Annotated in this window: 14 protein-coding genes; 3 read left to right on the plus strand and 11 right to left on the minus strand. The window is 72.2% G+C overall.

The annotated features are described in order from the left end of the window. Nucleotides 1-15 precede the first annotated feature (15 nt). From ElP_RS15430 to ElP_RS15460, 7 genes are all read right to left on the minus strand, one after another. A complete protein-coding gene (locus ElP_RS15430; protein WP_197447013.1) occupies nt 16-1,311 on the minus strand; it encodes a VanZ family protein in 1,296 nt (431 codons plus the stop codon). Nucleotides 1,312-1,426: 115 nt separating this feature from the next. Beyond that, nucleotides 1,427-2,224 carry a glucosamine-6-phosphate deaminase gene (locus ElP_RS15435; protein WP_145270743.1) on the minus strand — a complete coding sequence of 266 codons (798 nt, stop codon included), beginning with the start codon at nt 2,222-2,224 and terminating at the stop codon, nt 1,427-1,429. 275 nt (nt 2,225-2,499) lie between these two features. Then, complete coding sequence (locus ElP_RS15440) at nt 2,500-3,075, minus strand: PepSY-associated TM helix domain-containing protein (RefSeq protein ID WP_231749740.1); 576 nt, start codon at nt 3,073-3,075, stop codon at nt 2,500-2,502. An 88-nt stretch (nt 3,076-3,163) separates the two neighbouring features. After that, nucleotides 3,164-4,744, minus strand: a complete 1,581-nt coding sequence (locus tag ElP_RS15445) for a DUF2271 domain-containing protein (RefSeq protein ID WP_145270747.1) — start codon at nt 4,742-4,744, stop codon at nt 3,164-3,166. Nucleotides 4,745-4,983: 239 nt separating this feature from the next. After that, nucleotides 4,984-5,142 (minus strand): YqaE/Pmp3 family membrane protein, encoded by a 159-nt coding sequence (locus tag ElP_RS15450; RefSeq protein WP_145270749.1) that lies wholly within the window; start codon nt 5,140-5,142, stop codon nt 4,984-4,986. A gap of 72 nt (nt 5,143-5,214) precedes the next feature. Further along, nucleotides 5,215-6,123: a DUF2188 domain-containing protein gene (locus tag ElP_RS15455; RefSeq protein ID WP_197447014.1), complete on the minus strand. Its 909-nt coding sequence runs from the start codon at nt 6,121-6,123 to the stop codon at nt 5,215-5,217. A 91-nt stretch (nt 6,124-6,214) separates the two neighbouring features. Further along, the gene (locus tag ElP_RS15460; RefSeq protein ID WP_145270753.1) at nt 6,215-6,385 is read right to left on the minus strand and encodes a DUF1328 domain-containing protein; all 171 of its coding nucleotides are present in this window, start codon (nt 6,383-6,385) and stop codon (nt 6,215-6,217) included. 400 nt (nt 6,386-6,785) lie between these two features. On the opposite strand from ElP_RS15460, the gene ElP_RS15465 reads away from it, so the two are divergent. Genes ElP_RS15465 through ElP_RS15475 form a run of 3 tightly spaced genes read left to right on the plus strand, consistent with a single transcriptional unit; the run spans nt 6,786 to nt 11,859 of the window. Beyond that, the gene (locus ElP_RS15465; RefSeq protein WP_197447015.1) at nt 6,786-7,445 is read left to right on the plus strand and encodes a PH domain-containing protein; all 660 of its coding nucleotides are present in this window, start codon (nt 6,786-6,788) and stop codon (nt 7,443-7,445) included. Between the two features lie 53 nt (nt 7,446-7,498). After that, the gene (locus ElP_RS15470; protein WP_145270757.1) at nt 7,499-9,004 is read left to right on the plus strand and encodes a DUF2254 domain-containing protein; all 1,506 of its coding nucleotides are present in this window, start codon (nt 7,499-7,501) and stop codon (nt 9,002-9,004) included. Between the two features lie 56 nt (nt 9,005-9,060). Beyond that, nucleotides 9,061-11,859 carry a response regulator gene (locus ElP_RS15475; RefSeq protein ID WP_145270758.1) on the plus strand — a complete coding sequence of 933 codons (2,799 nt, stop codon included), beginning with the start codon at nt 9,061-9,063 and terminating at the stop codon, nt 11,857-11,859. A gap of 35 nt (nt 11,860-11,894) precedes the next feature. Here ElP_RS15475 and ElP_RS15480 read toward each other — a convergent pair whose 3' ends face one another. From ElP_RS15480 to ElP_RS15495, 4 genes are all read right to left on the minus strand, one after another. Next, complete coding sequence (locus ElP_RS15480) at nt 11,895-13,337, minus strand: sigma-54-dependent transcriptional regulator (RefSeq protein WP_145270760.1); 1,443 nt, start codon at nt 13,335-13,337, stop codon at nt 11,895-11,897. Nucleotides 13,338-13,669: 332 nt separating this feature from the next. After that, nucleotides 13,670-14,338 (minus strand): PEP-CTERM sorting domain-containing protein, encoded by a 669-nt coding sequence (locus tag ElP_RS15485; protein ID WP_197447016.1) that lies wholly within the window; start codon nt 14,336-14,338, stop codon nt 13,670-13,672. A 660-nt stretch (nt 14,339-14,998) separates the two neighbouring features. After that, complete coding sequence (locus ElP_RS15490; protein WP_145270764.1) at nt 14,999-16,699, minus strand: N-acyl-D-amino-acid deacylase family protein; 1,701 nt, start codon at nt 16,697-16,699, stop codon at nt 14,999-15,001. Nucleotides 16,700-16,798: 99 nt separating this feature from the next. Continuing rightward, nucleotides 16,799-17,089 (minus strand): hypothetical protein, encoded by a 291-nt coding sequence (locus tag ElP_RS15495; RefSeq protein ID WP_145270766.1) that lies wholly within the window; start codon nt 17,087-17,089, stop codon nt 16,799-16,801. Between the last annotated feature and the right edge of the window lie 6 nt (nt 17,090-17,095).

The raw sequence follows: 17,095 nt of genomic DNA on the forward strand, positions 1-17,095 counted from the left end.
CGGGGTCGGTCGCGCTCAGGTGGTCGGCGAGGAGGGCGAGGCCCCGGCGGACTCCCACGACCGCAGGGCCCGGCCGCCGAGCCAGGCCCCGAGGGCGGCGAGGAAGGCGTCGGTCATGTCCGGCGTCCGGGAGGCGTTGAAGAGCTGGATCGCCTCGATCGAGGCGCCGGCCGCCCACCCCGAGAGGGCCGAGGCCGCCGGCGTCCATCGTCGGGAACGGGCGGCCAGCAGGAAGCCGAGGGGCACCATCGACGCGACCTTCTCGGCGGCGGTGGCCAGCGCGGAGGTCGGCGGGGACCAGAAGTAGGAATAGAACGGGAAGGCCATCCGGGGGTCGAGCGAGCGGGGTCGGCCGAAGGCGTCGAACGGGGAGGCGCCGTCGATCAGGACCGCCGCCGCCCAGACGGCCAGGCCCGGGCCGATCCAGGATCGCGCCGGGAGCCGGGGGCGGATCGCCACCGCGAGGGCCGAGGCGGTCGCCCCGGCCGAGGTCAGGACGACCGAGGTCGCGTCGGTCACGTGGCCGGGGAAGCCGAGCTGGACCAGCTCGACCGCGGCCCGGAATCCCGCCGTCAGGACGATCGTCTCGGCGACCAGCTCGACCCCGCGTCCGCCGCGCTCCCGGACCGCCAGGGCCACGAGCCCGCCGAGCAGGGACCAGCTCAGGGCCTCGACCGCCCAGGCCCAGGGATCCGGGGCCGGCCGCCGGCCGTCGACCGAGGGGCCGAAGGGGATCGGCCGGGCCGACTTGACGGCCGACTTCAGGTCGCCGACGTCGGCGCTGGGCACGAAGGGCGCCAGCTCGATGACCCCCCAGCCGACCGTGGCGACGATCGCCAGGCTCGCCAGGGGATGCGTCGCCGCGCCCCGCTTCAACGCCGGCCAGAACCACGGCCAGGCCCACCGCCCCGCGAGCCAGCCGAGGCCTCCGCCGATCGCCGACCCGATCGTGTTGTTCATCAGGTCGGAGACGGAGGTGACCCGCATCTGGAGGTTGATCTGCAGGGTCTCTACGCCGGCGCTCAGGGCCGCGCCGACGGCCGACGCGGCCAGCACCGATCCGATCGGCCCGGCCCCCGCGCGTCCCAGTCGGGCCGCGATCATGGCCCCCAGGGGCATGAAGAGGAGGACGTTGGCGGCCCGGTCGGTCCGGGAGGAACGCCGAGGGGCGGCATCGACGGCCCGACGCCATCCCTCGGCCAGGGGGATCGGCTCGGCGACGGGCTCGAAGGGGATCGTCGTGCCATAGACGATGAACAGGCCGCAGAGGGCCGCCAGGACAGTGAGCGGGTGCGGCCCCCGTCGCCGCACCGGGAGCGGCCTGGGCCGAGGGACGGGGTACGATGGATGCCCTGGGCCCGGGCTCATGAGCGCCTCGCGGTCGGGGTGCGGCGTTCGGCGGGCCCGCTTCGGGGGGGCATCCGGATCAGAGGACCAGGCGGGCCGACTCCCGGTCGAGGTACAGCGTGGCCCCGGCGTGGTCGCGCAGGGCGGTGGCGGGGCAGCCCTCGGCGATCGGGCCGTTGAGGGTGGCGAACACGGCGTCGGCCTTGCGGGGGCCGGGGACGACGACCGTCATCGCCCTGGCGGAGAGCAGGGCGGGAACCGTCAGGGTGTAGGCATGCGTCGGCACGTCGTCGAGCTGCGCGAAGCAGCCGTCGTTGACCTGCTGGGCGCGGCAGGCGTGGTCCAGGCGGACGACCTTGATGAGCACCGGGTCGAGGAAATCGGCCACGGGCGGGTCGTTGAAGGCGATGTGCCCGTTCTCGCCGATCCCGGCGCAGACGACGTCCGGCGGCTCGGCCCGGAGCTTCTCCTCGTATTCGAGGCAGGTCCGGAGCGGTCGGTCGGCCTGCTCCCCGGGGATCAGGCGGAGGCGGTCGTCGGGCAGCCCGGCGAGTCGGAAGATGTGCTCATGCAAATAGCGCCGGAAGCTGGCCGGGTGGTCGGGGGCCAGGCCGAGGTACTCGTCCATGTGGAAGCCGACGACGCGGGACCAGTCGACCCGGCCCTGGCCGAGCAGGGCGGTGAGGAACTCGTCCTGGCTGGGCGCCGCCGCGAAGATGACGTTGGCCACCCCCGCGGCCTCCTGCCGCTCGACGATCGCCCCGGCCGCGTCGGCCGCGGCGGCCCGGCCCATGCGGGCGCGGTCCTCGAAGACCTTGACGCGGAGGCGGTCGACGGTCCATTCGGCGATCGGCGTCGGCGGCTCGAGCAGGGGCATGGCGGCGCTCTCCGGTCGGGGTCGTGGGGCGGACGCTCGGAGCGGCCCGTGTCCTTCGATGCGATGCGGGGCGCGTCGGTCCGGCGGGAGGGGCGAGGCGGGAGGCCGTCCCCGGGGACCCCGGCGACGGCCCGATGGCAGGATAACCCGATCGGGGGGCGAACTCAATCTCCCCCGAGGAGGGTGGGGCCGGCGTGAGCGCGGCGGCCGGGGAGGCCCCCCGCGATCCGCGGCCGACGTCCGTCATCGGCCATCGCCGCGGGGCATCCCGGCGATCAGGGCACCCAGAGGATCACCACCGCGACGACGACCGCCGCGCCGACCGTCGCCACCACCAGCCCGGGATTGCGCCGGAGCTTCAGGTAGAACAGCAGGATCAGGCCCGAGAGCGAGATGATCGTCAGCACGGCGGCGGAGGCGTCGATCGCCGCCGACCAGGCCGGCCCGGTGTCCCGGCCCTTGTGCAGGTCGTTGAGGACGGCGACGGGGCCGAGCGACGTCTGCGTGAGGAGATAGTCCCCCGTTTCGCGGTCGATCTGCGCGTCGGCGGCGTAGCCGGCCCCCTTGAAGGTGACGAAGCACTCGTATTCGTCGACGTAGAACTCGACCAGCGAGCCCCGGACGCCGTGCTCGGCCCGGAGGTGCTCGACCACCCGGAGACGGTCGACCCGGTCCTCCTCCTCGGCCCCTTCCGGCACGTCGAGGTGCATCCAGGGGGCGGGGATCCGGCCCTCGGCCTCGTCGATGGACTCGACGTTGGCGAAGAACCAGTCGGGGTGGTTCAGCGTCAGGCCGGTGACGCTGAAGAACAGCACGGCGGCCAGGCCGAACATCGATAGGTAGATGTGCAACCATCGGGCGAACCCGGCGAACCGGGTGCCGATCGACCGCCGCCGGCCCGGCCTCGTCGACCGGGCCGGCGAGGGCGAGGCGGGGGGATCAGTCGGATCCCGATCGGCGATACTCGACGGCGGCGGACTTGATCTCGACATTCCCCTCGAATTCCTCGGCGAACGGTTGGTCGGCGATCTCCACCGGGGCCCGGATGACCTGGTGCGTGCCGTGTTCCCGGGCGGCCTCGACGAAGACGGTGTACTTCCCCTCCGGGACGAGGTTGCCCCGGTCGTCCTTGCCGTCCCAGGTGATCGTATATTCGCCCGGCGGGCGGGTCGACCGGCCGATCGCGTAGGCCTTGTTCCGCTTCTCGATCCGGGTCCGGCCGATGTCCCGGCGATACCAGCGGAGCAGGTCGGGGAGCCACTGGTCCGGCCCCGAGCCGGACATGGAGATCCACATCAGCAGGTGCCGGACGACGTGCCCGCCCTCGTCCTCGACGTAGACCACCACGTAGGGCCGCCGATAGCGACGCTGCTCGACCTCCGGCCGGTTGATCTCGAACGAGACGACCAGCTCGAACGCCTCGGACCAGTGGCCCGAGTCCTCGCCGTCGTCCTGCGGCGCACCCGGCTCGGGGGTCCGGAGGCTGGCCAGGGCGACCGGAGAAGGCCGGGGGCGCTCCAGCCGTCCCCAGCCCTCGCTGCGATGGAGGTTGCCATCGTCGGCGACGATCAGGCACTCGACCTCCGGCAGGGTGTCGATCAGCCCCAGCCCCTCGGCGATCGGTAGCACGTTCAGGGCCGTCGCCAGGGCGTCCGCGTCGGCCCCGCCGGGGGCGGAGACGGTGGCCGAGGCCACGTGCCCGGCGGGGCGGCCGGTCCGGGGGTCGAGGATGTGCGAATACCGGCGGCCGGCGAACTCCCAGCCCCGGTGCGCCCCCCCGCTGGTGGCCACCGAGCGGTCCCGCACCTCCAGGAAGGCGAACGGCTCGGCCGCCTCCGAGTCCCCCTTCGGGGGCGCGAGGCCGACGACCCCGAACCCCTCGCCGACCGCCCTCAGGTCGCCGCCGACATTCAGCAGGAGCCCCCGGACCCCCCGGCCCGGGTCGAGCGCCGCGGCGCAGGCCCGCTCGACGATGAATCCCTTGGCGATCCCGTCCAGGCTGATCGGCCCGGCGGCCGATCGCTCGGCGGTGCCGGCGGCGGGGTCGAGCCGCCAGGCGGCGGGGCGCGACCGGTCCCGGGCTTCGGCCAGTTCCCCGGCGGTCGGCTCGAGGCCGAGCCGGGCCGACGCGTCCCAGGCCCGGCCGAGGGCGGCGGCCCTCGGGTCGAAGGCGCCCCGGGTGGCCCCCCGCCAGGAGTCGGCCAGGCGGAGCACCTCGTACAGCTCGGGGGAGACGGCCGCCGGGCCGCCGGGGGACGAGGCCCAGCGGCTCAGCTCGCTGGCCGGATCCCAGCCGTCGAGGATCGCCGAGAGGCGGTCGATCTCGCCGAGCACCCGGGACTCGACCCATCGGGCGGCCCGGGAATCGTCCGCCCGGACCCGGAGTTCCAGGGCGGTCCCCATCACCTCCTCGTGGAAGAAGGCGAACTCGTCGTCGGCCCCGGCATCGCCCGGGCCGAGGAGGGCGAGGGTGATCCCCATGACCTTGAGCGTCGAGGAGAAGGGGGGGTGGTCGGGCATCGGGCGTCTCGATCGTCCAGGGGGGAGCGGCGGCTCGGGACGTCTCGGGCGGGGACTCGGGCGAGATCCGATTTCGTGGCGAGATCCGATCGTAGTGGACGGGCCCCCCGCAAGGCAACCGGCCCACGCGCAAACGAAGGCCGCCGGCGTCCCGGGGCGAACCGGGACGCCGGCGACCTTCGGCCCGCCGGGGCGGGGATCGATCGGCCGGGGTCGGTGCCCCGGCCGAGGCCGCCTCCTCAATCGCTGGCGATCACGTAGACGGCGTGGATGACGCCCGGGATGTACCCGAGCAGCGTGAGCAGGATGTTCAGCCAGAACTGGAATCCGATGCCGACCTGGGTGAAGACCCCCAGGGGGGGCAGCAGGACGGCCAGGATCAGTCGGAGCAGGTCCATGCGCGATACCTCACGGGTCTGGGCTCGCCTCGATTCGTCCCGACGCCCGATCCCCGACGGCGGGGGGCGGGGTCAGGACCGGGCGGCGACTGCCGCCTCGCGACGGCTCCTCAGGTCCTCGAGCGAGAGCTGCGGCCCGGCGCCGACGAGGGCCCCGACGATCGAGGCGATGATCGAGGCGATCAGCGTCGCAAAGGTCCACCAGGCGGCCGTGGTCGTGCGGACGGCATCCGCCCGGTCCCGGAACTGGTGGAGGGTCTCCACCTGCTGCGGGGACAGCTCGGCTTCGGCAATCTGCGCGTCGCTCAGCATCGGCCCGGTGGTGCCCGAGCCGGTCACCTGCTCCATCATCCCGCCGATGCCCAGGTTCAGGCCCAGGCCCGTCAGGACCACCACCGCCACGAAGATCGTGCCCCATAGCAGCAGGCCGTAGATCATCGACTCGTCCTTGCGCTCGCCGACGGTGCTCCGGCTGGTGACGAAGCCTCCCAGGAACAGGGCGATCAGCAGCGAGAGGGCGGCCCAGATCGCGGCGCCGATGGCCAGCGTGCCGCCGTCGACGCGGTTCATGTCCGCGGTGGAGAGGCCCACGGCCACGCCGAGCGTGCCGAGCGAGACGTAGACCGTCAACGCCACGACCGCCCCGGCGATCAGGGCGCCCCAGCTCACCCGGCTGCCGACCGAGGCCACGTCCTGCAGCCGAACCCGCTCCTCGTCGGGGCGGGTGTCGGCGGCCCGGTAGTCGGCCCGTTCCCGTCCGGCGGCGGCGGCCCGGCCGTTGCCCTCCTTGAAGTTCTCGACGTGGTCGAAGGCCCCGTTGTCGCGGTGCACGACCAGGTTGACCTCGGACTCGGCGGCGAGACGCTCGCCCCGCTCCACCGCATCGGCCTGGGAGCCGTGGACGGACACCGTCCCGTCCTCGCCCTCCCGCTTGATCGCCCACCCGTCCTCGTGGGGCACCACGTGCAGATTCTTCGCCATCGTTGACTCCATCATCTGGGGGCCTGCCCCACCCGGCGCGGGGGTTCCCACGCCGGACGGATGGTCGGGGCCGAATCACTTCCCCGAGGCCTTAGGCCGCGGGCCCTCGGGTCCGGCCGAAGATCAGCGACGCGACGAAGAGCACCAGGAACACGACGAACAGCACCTTGGCGATCCAGGCCGCCGTGCCGGCGACGCCGCCGAAGCCCAGGACGGCCGCGATCAGCGCGATGATCAGGAACGAGATGGCCCAGCCCAGCATGATCGAACTCCTCCCCCCGCCCTTCGGCGAGGAATCGGGTGAAAACGTGCGTCGTTCCGGGACGCGTGAATGTGACGGGTGAGATGCACATCTGCAAATCACCCGGTCGGCCGGATTCCTGCTGCACGTCGCGTGCCAACGCCTCGGCCTGCCGCCCCGGGGGCCGCCGGGCGGGGAGGGGGGATCTGGCGGGGAGGGGGATCTCTCTGTACGAGGGGGGCCGAGGGGAGCGACGCGGTCAGGTGGCGAGCATCGCGGTCATGCGGATCCCAATCGCGCGGGCCCCGTCGCACGTCCCGGCGGCGGCACGAAGTTTGCTTGGTCTTCGGCAGTCATGACCGGCGCGATGTCGAAGGGGGCCGGGCCGGCCGCCGGACGGGCGCCGACGGGGAGGAGACCCATGAATCAACAATCCACGCTCGTCTACAAGTGTCCGCACTGCGAGGCCAAGGTCGAGGTCGGCGACGAGATGCTGGGCGAGGTCGTCAATTGCCCGAAGTGCGAGCGGCCCTTCCGGGTCGAGGCGCCGCCGTCCTACCCGATCGGCGACGACGAGGCCGGCTCGGTCATCCGCAAGGGCGGCGCCCCGCACGTCGGGGGGCCGATCGACCAGGAGCGTTCGCTGCTGGTCCTGCACCCGGCCGTCTTCCGCCGCCGGATCTTCCAGTCGATCGGCTCGATGCTGCTGATCGTCGGCGGCCTGGTCTGTGCCGTCTGGGGGGCGGGCGTCGGCAGCGCCACGCTCGGCTTCGGCGGCCTGATCGCGGCGGTCGTCGGGGGCCTGGATCTGGCTTACTGGTGGTTCAAGTCGCTCTACGTGACCCTGACGGTGACCAACCGGCGTTCGATCCTCCGCAAGGGCCTGTTCTCCAAGGCGACCAGCGAGGTCAACCACGACGACGTGCGGAACATCCAGGTGGAGCAGTCCGTCGTCCAGCGGCTGCTGAACATCGGCGACCTGCTGATTTCCAGCGCCGGCCAGGATATCGTCGAGATCCGGGCCCGGGCGATCCACGACCCCGAGGCCGTCGCGACGATCGTCCGAGAGCACCAGGATTGAGCCAATCAGAAGGCCCCGGGGCATCCTCCCCGCCCCCGGGGGGAAGCCCCTCGATGTCCCGTATCTCCCGACCGCCCCGGTTCCGCTACCCGGCCGGCCCGGCCCGGCTGCGCTACCACTGGGACTGGCTGCGGTCGGGGTACCTGTTCGTCCCCTCGGTGATGGTCCTCGTCGCGGTCGGGCTGGCCTTCGCGGCCATCGAGGTGGACATCTTCCTGACCCGGGGCACCCGGGAGGTGAGCGCCTGGTATGCCCGGGGCGGGCCGGACGAGGCCCGGACGATCCTGGGGATGATCGCCGGCTCGATGATCACCATCGTCGGCATCGTCTACTCGATCGCGATGGTCAACCTGACGCTGGCCTCCGATCAGTTCGGGCCGAGGCTGATCCGGACGTTCATGACGGACGTGGGCACCCAGGTGGTGCTCGGCGCCTTCCTGGCGACCTTCGTCTTCAGCGTCGTCGTGCTGCTGGCGATCGAGAGCGGCTCCAACGCGCAGGAAGTGAGCGGGCCCCCCTCGGCCCGGACGGGGGAGGCGGGAGCCCCGGTGCCGCTGGGGATGCCGGAGCAGACGGACTTCGCGCCGGTCGTCTCGCTCTGGGGCGGGGTCGGGCTGGCGCTGATCTGCCTGGCGTTGTTGATCTACTTCATCCACCACGTCGCCCAGGCGATCCAGGCCCCCAACGTGATCGACTCGGTCGCCCGGGAGCTGGAGCGGTCCATCCGCCGCCACTTCCCCGAGGAGCGCGGGCCGATCGAGCCCCTCTCGCCGGCCTCCGAGCGGGACGACCCGGGGCGCGACCTGCCCCCCCACTTCGAGGAGGAGGCGAGCCCGATTTTGGCGGTCAACTCGGGCTACCTGCAGGTGATCGACCACGAGACGCTGCTCGACTTCTGCGCCGAGCGCGACCTGGTCGCCCGGCTGGAGTACCGCCCGGGGGACTTCGTCATCGCCGGCGGCACGCTGGCCACCGCCTGGCCGGCCGACCGGCTCGACGAGGAGGCCAGGCGTCGGCTCCGGGGCACTTTCCTGCTGGGGGTGCAGCGGACGCCGCCGGAGGACGTGGAGTTCTCCATCAGCCAGCTCGTGGAGGTGGCCATCCGGGCCCTGGCCAACAACGATCCCTTCACGGCGATCAACTGCGTCGACCGCCTCGGCTCGGCCATGTGCCTGCTGGCCGGCCGGAAGATGCCCCCCCGGCGGCGGTACGACGCCGAGGGCCGCCTGCGGGCGATCGTCCGCTCGACCCGGTTCGGCGGGATCATCAACACCGCCTTCGACCAGATCCGGCAGTACGGCCTGGGCAACGCGGCGCTGACGATCCGGCTGCTCGAGGTGATTGCCCTGATCGGCTCCCGCGTCGATAATCTGACCGACGGGGCCTCGCTGCTGCGCCAGGCGGTGATGATCGAGCGGGGGAGCCGGAGGGTGATCGAGGAGGAGTACGACCTCCGGGACATCGCCGACCGGTTCCAGGACATCCTCCACCAGCTCGGGCTCTCGGAGGTCGCCGAGGCGGCCGGGCACTCCGACCCGCTTCAGATCGATTTCGGCTGATCCGACCACGCGGCCCCGCCCCGGCTCGCCCGTCCCCCCTCCCCCTCGCCCCCACCATGCGACACGCCCAGAAGGTCCCCGCCTACGCGATCGCCGTGCTGAGCGTCGCCCTGGCGTTCGCCCTGAAATGGGCGATCGACCCGGTGGGGGAGCGGGACTACAGCCCGTTCGTCTTCTTCGCCGCGGCGGTGACCCTGACGGCCTGGTACGGCGGGATGGTGCCGGGGCTGCTGGCATTGGCCCTGTCGGTGGGCGCCTCGGTGCACGCGTTCCTGCCGCCGACGGGGAGGCTCTGGGTCGGCGAGCCCGGGGCCCAGTACCGGGTGCTGGCCTTCGCCTTCGAGGGGGTGATCATCTGCTCGGTCTGCGAGGCCCTGCACCGCGCCCGACGGCGGGCCGAGGCGTCGACCGGGGAGGCGAGGCAGGCCCTGCTCGCCTGGAGGTCCAGCGAGGCCCGCTTCCGCCGCCTGGCGGAGTCGGACGTCATCGGCGTGATCGCCGGCCGGGACGAGGCGATCCTGGAAGCCAACGACGCCTTCCTGCGGATGCTCGGCCATCGCCGCGACCGGCTGGCCGACGGCGGGCTGCCCGTGGCCGAGATCACCCCCGAGCCCTACCTCGGCGAGGACCGGAAGAACTTCGACGAGCTGTTCCGCACGGGGACGCTCAGCCCGTTCGAGAAGGAGTACCTCACGGCCGAGGGCCGCCGGGTGCCGGTGCTCGTCGGCGGGGCGGTGGTCGAGCCGGGCGGCTCGGACTGGGTCGCCTTCGTCCTGGATCTGAGCCGCCAGAAGCGCGTCGAGCGCGAGCTGGCCGAGGCGATCGGCCGGGCCGAGGCCGCCAGCCGGTCCAAGAGCGAGTTCCTCGCCATCCTCAGCCACGAGCTGATCACGCCGATGAACGCCATCCTCGGCATGAACCAGCTCGTGCTGCAATCCGAACGCGACCCGACCCTGCGGGACTACCTCGGCACGGCCCAGGATTCGGCCGAGGCGCTGCTGGCCCTGCTGAGCGACCTGCTCGACTACTCGTCGATCGAGGCCGGCGGCTTCGAGCTGGACCCGGCCCCCTTCCGGCTGCGGTCGGCGATCGACCAGGCGGTCCGCCCCCTGTCGACCCGGGCCGCCCGCAAGGGGCTCGACCTGGCGGGCTCGGTGGCCGACGACGTGCCCGACGACCTCGTCGGCGACGCTCGGAGGCTCCGCCAGGTGCTGGTCAACCTGCTGGACAACGCCGTCAAGTTCACCCGGGAGGGGGAGGTGACCGTCACCGTCGGCCTGCTCCCCGAGGCCGACGGGGGGGACCGGGGCGAGGTGGCCCTCCGCTTCGAGGTCGCCGACACGGGGATCGGCATCGCGGCGGAGGACCGGGACCGGATCTTCTCGCCGTTCACCCAGCTCGACGCCTCCAGCACCCGCCCCTATTCGGGCACCGGGCTCGGGCTGTCGATCTGCCGGCAGATCATCGGGCTGATGGGCGGGGAGATGACGCTGGAGAGCCTGCCCGGCCACGGCAGCCGCTTCTCCTTCGTCGCCCGGTTCCGCCGCCAGCCGGCCGAGCGCCCCGGCGGCCCGGCACGGGCCCCCGGCCTGGACCTCCGGGGGATCCGGGTCCTCGTGGCCGCCGGCTCGCCCGAGGGCCGCCGGCTCATCGAGTCCGCCCTGCGGGGCTGGTCGATGCGGCCCGAGGCCGTCCCCGACGGCCCGACCGCCCTGGCCCGGCTCGCCGAGGCGGCCCGCCGGGGCTCCCCCTTCCCCCTGGCGATCCTCGACTCCCGGCTGCCCGGCCTGGACGGCGTCGACGTGGGCGCCCGGATCCGTCGCGAGGGGCTGTCCGGCGCGACCATCCTGATCCGGCCCCCGGGGGCTCTCACCGCCCTCGACGAGGAGATCCGCAAGGCCCGGGGGGGCTCGGCGACCGTGGAGCCGCCGGTCACCCCCTCCGGATTGCTCGACGCCATCCGGGAGGCCTTCGAGCCGCCGAGCCGGACCCCGACCGTGCCGACGGCCCGGCGCCCGGCCCGACGTTCGCTCCAGATCCTCCTGGCCGAGGACACCCCGGCCAATCAGAAGCTCGCGTTGGCCGTGCTCCGCCGCCGGGGGCACCGGGTGGATCTGGCCGCCAACGGCCGGGAAGCGGTCGAGCTGGCCGGCAGGAGACGCTATGATCTCGTCCTGATGGACGTGCAGATGCCGGTCATGGACGGCCTCCAGGCCACCGCCGCCATCCGCTCGGCCGGGGACGGCTCCGGCCCGGAGGTCCCGATCCTCGCCCTGACCGCCCACGCCATGAGGGGGGACCAGGAGCGCTGCCTCCGGGCCGGCATGGACGGCTACATCGCCAAGCCGATCGACATCGACTCGTTCCTCAATGTCGTCGAAGCGTTCGCCCCCCGCCCCGACGGCCCCGGCCCGGCCCATTCCCCCCCCGGGGCCCCGCCGGCCCCGGACGGCCGGTCGACGGGGGGGGGGCCGAAGGAGGACGCCGTGGGAGACGATCGCGATCCCGGCCCGCTCTACGACCGGGACGCCACCCTGAAGCGGCTCGGCAACGACGAGGAGCTGTTCCGAGACATGATCGCCTATTACATGGAAGACTACCCGAAGCTGCTCGACCAGCTCCGCCTCGGCCTGCTCAACGAGGACGCCCACGGCGTCGAGCGTTCCGCCCACAGCCTCAAGGGGCTCTCCGCCAACTGCGGCTCCGGCCCCGCCGCCCGCGCCGCCTCGCTCGTCGAGGACATCGGCCGGGAGGGCCGCCTCCCGGAGGCCGCCGAGGCCGTCGAACGCCTCGTCGCCGAGTTGCACCGCCTCCGGGACGCCCTCGCCGCGGACCGGGCCGGCGCCCCTCGTTGAGGACCCCGCCCGGACCCGATCCGGGCGGGCCCGGCTCAATCCGCCTCGTCCTCGGAATCGCTGACGACGCGGTCGATCGAGATGCCGAGCGAGCGGATCTTGTTCCGCAGGCTCCCCCGGGCGATCCCGAGAATCTCCGAGGCGCGGGACTGATTGCCGCCGGTGGCCGTCAGGACCCGCCGGATCAGGGCCGATTCGAGGAACTCGATCGACTCGGCGTACAGATCCTTCGAGTCGGCCTCCAGGCGCTCCCGGATGAACCGGTTGAGGTCGGCACCCGCCTCGGGGGCCGCCCCGCCGTTGCGGCGTCGGCCGGATCGCACGTCCCCCGGCAGGAAGTCGGCGATCAGCACCGGTCCGGTCGACTGCAGCATCGCCTGCCGGAGGATGCTCTGCAGTTCCCGGACGTTGCCCGGCCAGCCGTAGCGCATCATCAGGTTCAGCGCCTCGGGGGAGAGCCCCTGCACCTGCTTGGCCAGCTCCCGGTTGAACCGCTTGAGGAAGTGGTCGATCAGGATCAAGAGGTCGTCGCCCCGGTCCCGCACCGGCGGGAGGGTGATGACGAAGCCGTTGAGCCGGTAATAGAGGTCGGAGCGGAACTTCTCCTCGGGCATGTTCTCCAGGTCTCGGTGCGTGGCGGCGATGATCCGCACGTTGACCCTGATCGTCTTGTTGCCCCCCACCCGCTCGAACTGCCGCTCCTGCAGCAGCCGCAGCACCTTGCTCTGGAGCATCGGCGACATGTCGCCGATCTCGTCCAGGAAGATCGTGCCGCCGTCGCACTGCTCGAACTTGCCGATCCGGGTGGTGACGGCGCCGCTGAAGGCCCCCTTCTCGTGGCCGAACAGCTCCGACTCCAGCAGCCCCTCGGGGATGGCGGCGCAATTGATCGCCAGGAACGGGCCGTTGGCCCGGCGGCTGTGCTGGTAGATGGCGCGGGCGACCAACTCCTTGCCCGTGCCGCTCTCGCCCCGGATCAGCACGGTGACGTCCTGCGGCGCCACCCGGCCGATCCCCTTGTAGACCTCCATCATCTCCGGGCTGTTGCCGACGAGCAGGTCCCCCTCGTGCGGCTCGGTGCCGGCGTCGGGCAGCACGACCGGCTCGTGCATCAGCCGGCGGATCTCGACCGCCTGCTGGACCTTATCCCGGAGCTGCTCCACGTCCAATGGCTTGTGGATGTAGTCGTAGGCGCCGAGCTTGATGGCCTCGATCGCCGTCTCGCCCGAGGAGACGCTGGTGATGAAGATGATCGGCAGCTTCGGGTCCAGGTCGTAGACCCGCCGGTACAGCTCCAGCCCGGAGGTCTCCGGCAGGAGGATGTCCAGCAGCACCACCTCCGGCGACCGCTCCCGGATCTGGGCGAGCCCGTCGTCGGCCGACTGGGCGGTCAGGACCTCGGCCTTCAGCGGCTTGAGGGCCTGGGTGACCAAATGCTGCACGGAGCGATCGTCGTCAATCACCAGGATCAGCGGCATGGCGTGTCGTCTCGAGCGGCTCGGGCGCCCCGGTTGCAGTGTCGGGAGAGGGCCGGACTCCTATGCCCCCGTCTCCGGCTCCGCCGACGCGGGGGGCGAGCCACCGATTATATCCGAGGTCCGGGCGAAAGCGAGGAGACTCGACGGGGAGCCCGGCTGCAAAGGCCCGGCCGGGGGCGGCCCGGGCCGTCCTGCAGGGTCGCCGGGGAGCCGGCCGGGGGGGCGGGGGCGTGCCCGGCCGCCGGAGTTCGGGGGGGAAACGCCGACGCCCGCCCGGGAGTCCGGGCGGGCGTCGGGTCGGGAGCACTCGGGTCCGATCCGGTCCCGCCGGATCAGCCTCGGCGGCGGAGTCTCCGGGAGGCGATGCCCAGGCCGGCCATCGCGGCGATGCCGCTGAGGGCCAGCGTCGACGGCTCGGGGACCACGTTGACCGGGGTGCCCGCGACGTGGCCGCTGCCCGCACCGGTCGGGATGCCCTGGACGTGGAAGACGGCCAGGAACGCCCGATTGCCCGTCGTCAGGAAGGAGAACGACTCCGCGTTGAACGTGCCCGCGCCGGAATAGTTCAGGTCATACACCGATTGCTTGGTGCCGTTCAGCCGCGAGGCCGGTTGGTTGGGATAGTCGATCACGATGTCCGCGGAGAGGCCGCCCGGCACGTTGATGCCGTCCTCGTCCTGATCGATACTGCCCGCCTCGACGCCGGAGACGAACTCGATGTCCAGGGCGGTGAGGTCGAGCGCGGGGTCGAAGTTGAAATAGAACTCGGTCAGGAACTCCGAGGCGACGTCGAGGCTGGAGTCGATCGTCAGCCGCACGGTGTCCGGGTCGATCGACTCGAACGAAGCCGTCGCCCAGGGCGGCGTGCTCGTGGGGCTGGTGCCGGTGTAGGCGGGGGTCGAGAATTCGAGCGAGAAATCGGCCTGCACCGACCTCGGGCCCGAGATCAGCGCGACCGCCACCAGGGCGGAGAACCCGAGGGCGGGGGGAATCGATCTCATCGGGGGGCGATCTCCAAGACGGGGAAGTGAGGAAGGACGAAAATGTCCCCATACAGGAGATGCCGCTTTGCACACACCGTGACATGGATCGTTCGACTCGTCCGTGAATCGTGATGGCATTCGATGGCTGCCCAAGATGGCCGGTTTCGGGAGCCCGACCGACCCGACGAACGGCCCACGCATCGACGAGGGCACGTTCTGGGATGGTGGTTCCGCCTTGCGACGCGACGAATCGCCGCATCTCGGCCTTCATTGACACGATCCACCAGCCCCGGGCCACTCCGGCGGCGGAGAGTACGACCTGGGAAGGCTTGAAGGTCTGACTCGGTTGGCACGAGCCGAGTCGGTGAAGCCGGTCGAATTCGCCTACTCCGGCGTATGGGCCGATCGATCGCGAGGAGGGACGTTGAGAAGAAACAACCCCCTCGGGTCAGGGGTGCGGCCCGGATGCAACATCATCGACGGCCCCGGCGCTCGAAGGAGGGTGAGGGGAGGAGATTGGCCGGGGGGTTGGGCCGTCACGGCCTGGTCGAGGCGCCGGGGTGTCGCCCCCGACGAGGGGCGGGGGGACGGCGTGAACAAGGGGCGGCCCGTCGGGCCGGAGCGGAGCCCGCCCCGGTCGGCGGTCGGCGGTCGGTCGGTCGGCAGACGACCCTCCCGTCACCGCCCCCGTCGCAGCGACCGGCCGGCCCGGATGCCGGTGGGTGCCCCGGAGTCGAGCGCGACCCGGCCGTTGACGACGACCGTCGAGATCCCCTCGGAGTACCGGAAGGGTTCGAGGAAGGTCGAGCGGTCGATGATCCGGGCCGGGTCGAGCACGACCACGTCGGCGATGGACCCCGGCCGGAGCAGGCCGCGGTCATCGAGGCCCGCCTTCGTCGCGTTCTGGGAGGTCATCTTGCGGACCGCCTCCTCCAGCCCGAGAAGCCCCCGATCCCGGACGTAGAGCCCGAGCACCCGGGGGAAGGTGCCGAAGTTCCGGGGGTGCGGGTGGCCGCTTCGGAGCGGGCCGGAGGTGGCGAGCGCCGAGCCGTCGGAACCGATCGAGCACCAGGGCTGCACCAGGGCGAGGTTCATGTCCTCCTCGGTGTGGTGGGCGTAGATCGTGCCGATCGAGCCCCCCTCGGCCAGGAGGAAGTCGAACAGGAGGTCGAGGTCGTCCGGGGGCGGCTGGCGGTCGCCGGCCAGCGCGGGGAGGATGACGTCCATCGTCTTCCCCTCCAGCCCGGCGTGCTCGGGGGTAAGCCGGGCCGAGATGAGCATGCGAGACCAGTCGCCGCCGACGGCGAGGAAGTGGTTGTACCACCCGGGCAGTCCCGACCGGATGTCCCGCTTCATCCGAGCCCGGGCCTCGGGGTCGGCCAGGCGGGCGAGCAGCGCCTCGGTGCCGCCCTCGTGGGCCCAGGGGGGGATGATGCTGACGAGGTCGTTGTTCCCCCGGGTGTACGGGTAGACGTTCGCCTGCACGTCGACGCCCCGGGCCCGGGCGGCGTCGATCAGGGCGACGATCTCGGCCATCCGGCCCCAGAGGGCCTGGTCGGCGATCTTGATGTGGATGATGTCGACCGGCACCCCGGCCCGCTCGCCGACGGCGATCGCCTCGCCGATGGCCTCCAGCACGTCCTCCCCCTCGCTCCGGATGTGAGACGAGTAGAGCCCGCCGTGCCGCGCCACCACCTCGCAGAGCCGGACGAGGTCGTCCGTCGTCACCCCCAGCGCCTGCGGGTGGGCGAGCATCGTCGACAGCCCGAGCGCCCCGTCGGCCATCGCCGCGTCGAGTAGATCCTCCATCTCCCGGAATTGCTCCTCGGTCGGCCGGTCGAACGAGTCCCCCATCACCCCGCCCCAGACGTTCCCCAGGCCGACGTAGGAGGCGACGTTGATGCCGATGCCCGACCGCTCGACGGCGTCCAGGTAGTCTCCCAGCGACTCGATCCGGACCGTCTCGCCGCCGATCGTCTCCTCGGTCGGCTCGGCCAGCGGACCGCCGGAGGTGTGTTCGCCGAGGACGTCGGTGGTGACGCCCTGGTAGAGCTTCGACTCGGCGGCGCCGTCCTCGAAGAGCACCCGATCCGAATGCGAGTGCATGTCGACGAACCCCGGGGCCACCACCATCCCGGTCGCGTCGATGGTCCGTTCCGCCTCGGCATCCTCCGGGATCCGGCCGACGGCCGCGATCCGGTCCCCCCGGATCGCCAGGTCGCCGAAGTACCAGGGGTTGCCGGTGCCGTCGACGATCCGGCCCCCCCGGATGACCAGGTCATAGGGGCCGGGATCACCCTCCTGGGACGCGACCGCCGGGGCCGGGGTCAGCGAGGCGATCAGGGCGAACAGGCAGAGGTGGGATTGTCGGATCGTCATGGTTCATTGCTCGTCAAAGGAGGCAAGGAAGAGGGGCGATCGATCCAGGCCGGCGGGCCGGTGCGCCTTGTCTCGGGCTCAAGCGACGCGTCGCAGGATTCATCGGAGGATCGTCCAGAGGCCCACCCCGAACACGAACAGGCCGGCGAGGCCCGCCAGGCCGGCCGCCAGGGAGGCCGGCCATCGGCCATGATGCCGGCGAGGCCCCTCGGCGGCTGGGACGGATTCGATCTCGATGCGATGGACATCCGGGGAAGGGGGGCCGATGAGGTCGGGGATCGTCGCCTCCTCGAAGATGCGATCTCGAAGCCGGGAGAACGCCTCCTCGCCGCAGGCCAGCGACAGGAGACGGCGTCGGGGGTCGAAGTGGACCTCGATGTCGTCGCTCATCGAGAC

Source organism: Tautonia plasticadhaerens, assembly GCF_007752535.1.
Taxonomy (GTDB): domain Bacteria; phylum Planctomycetota; class Planctomycetia; order Isosphaerales; family Isosphaeraceae; genus Tautonia; species Tautonia plasticadhaerens.

What these genes read in the sequence shown, in the direction of transcription:
- ElP_RS15485 (WP_197447016.1), bottom strand. Translation starts at nt 14,338, where the DNA reads ATGAGATCGATTCCCCCCGCCCTCGGGTTCTCCGCCCTGGTGGCGGTC.
- ElP_RS15460 (WP_145270753.1), bottom strand. Translation starts at nt 6,385, where the DNA reads ATGCTGGGCTGGGCCATCTCGTTCCTGATCATCGCGCTGATCGCGGCC.
- ElP_RS15480 (WP_145270760.1), bottom strand. Translation starts at nt 13,337, where the DNA reads ATGCCGCTGATCCTGGTGATTGACGACGATCGCTCCGTGCAGCATTTG.
- ElP_RS15450 (WP_145270749.1), bottom strand. Translation starts at nt 5,142, where the DNA reads ATGGACCTGCTCCGACTGATCCTGGCCGTCCTGCTGCCCCCCCTGGGG.
- ElP_RS15465 (WP_197447015.1), top strand. Translation starts at nt 6,786, where the DNA reads ATGAATCAACAATCCACGCTCGTCTACAAGTGTCCGCACTGCGAGGCC.
- ElP_RS15470 (WP_145270757.1), top strand. Translation starts at nt 7,499, where the DNA reads ATGTCCCGTATCTCCCGACCGCCCCGGTTCCGCTACCCGGCCGGCCCG.
- ElP_RS15490 (WP_145270764.1), bottom strand. Translation starts at nt 16,699, where the DNA reads ATGACGATCCGACAATCCCACCTCTGCCTGTTCGCCCTGATCGCCTCG.
- ElP_RS15455 (WP_197447014.1), bottom strand. Translation starts at nt 6,123, where the DNA reads ATGGCGAAGAATCTGCACGTGGTGCCCCACGAGGACGGGTGGGCGATC.
- ElP_RS15445 (WP_145270747.1), bottom strand. Translation starts at nt 4,744, where the DNA reads ATGCCCGACCACCCCCCCTTCTCCTCGACGCTCAAGGTCATGGGGATC.
- ElP_RS15475 (WP_145270758.1), top strand. Translation starts at nt 9,061, where the DNA reads ATGCGACACGCCCAGAAGGTCCCCGCCTACGCGATCGCCGTGCTGAGC.
- ElP_RS15435 (WP_145270743.1), bottom strand. Translation starts at nt 2,224, where the DNA reads ATGCCCCTGCTCGAGCCGCCGACGCCGATCGCCGAATGGACCGTCGAC.
- ElP_RS15495 (WP_145270766.1), bottom strand. Translation starts at nt 17,089, where the DNA reads ATGAGCGACGACATCGAGGTCCACTTCGACCCCCGACGCCGTCTCCTG.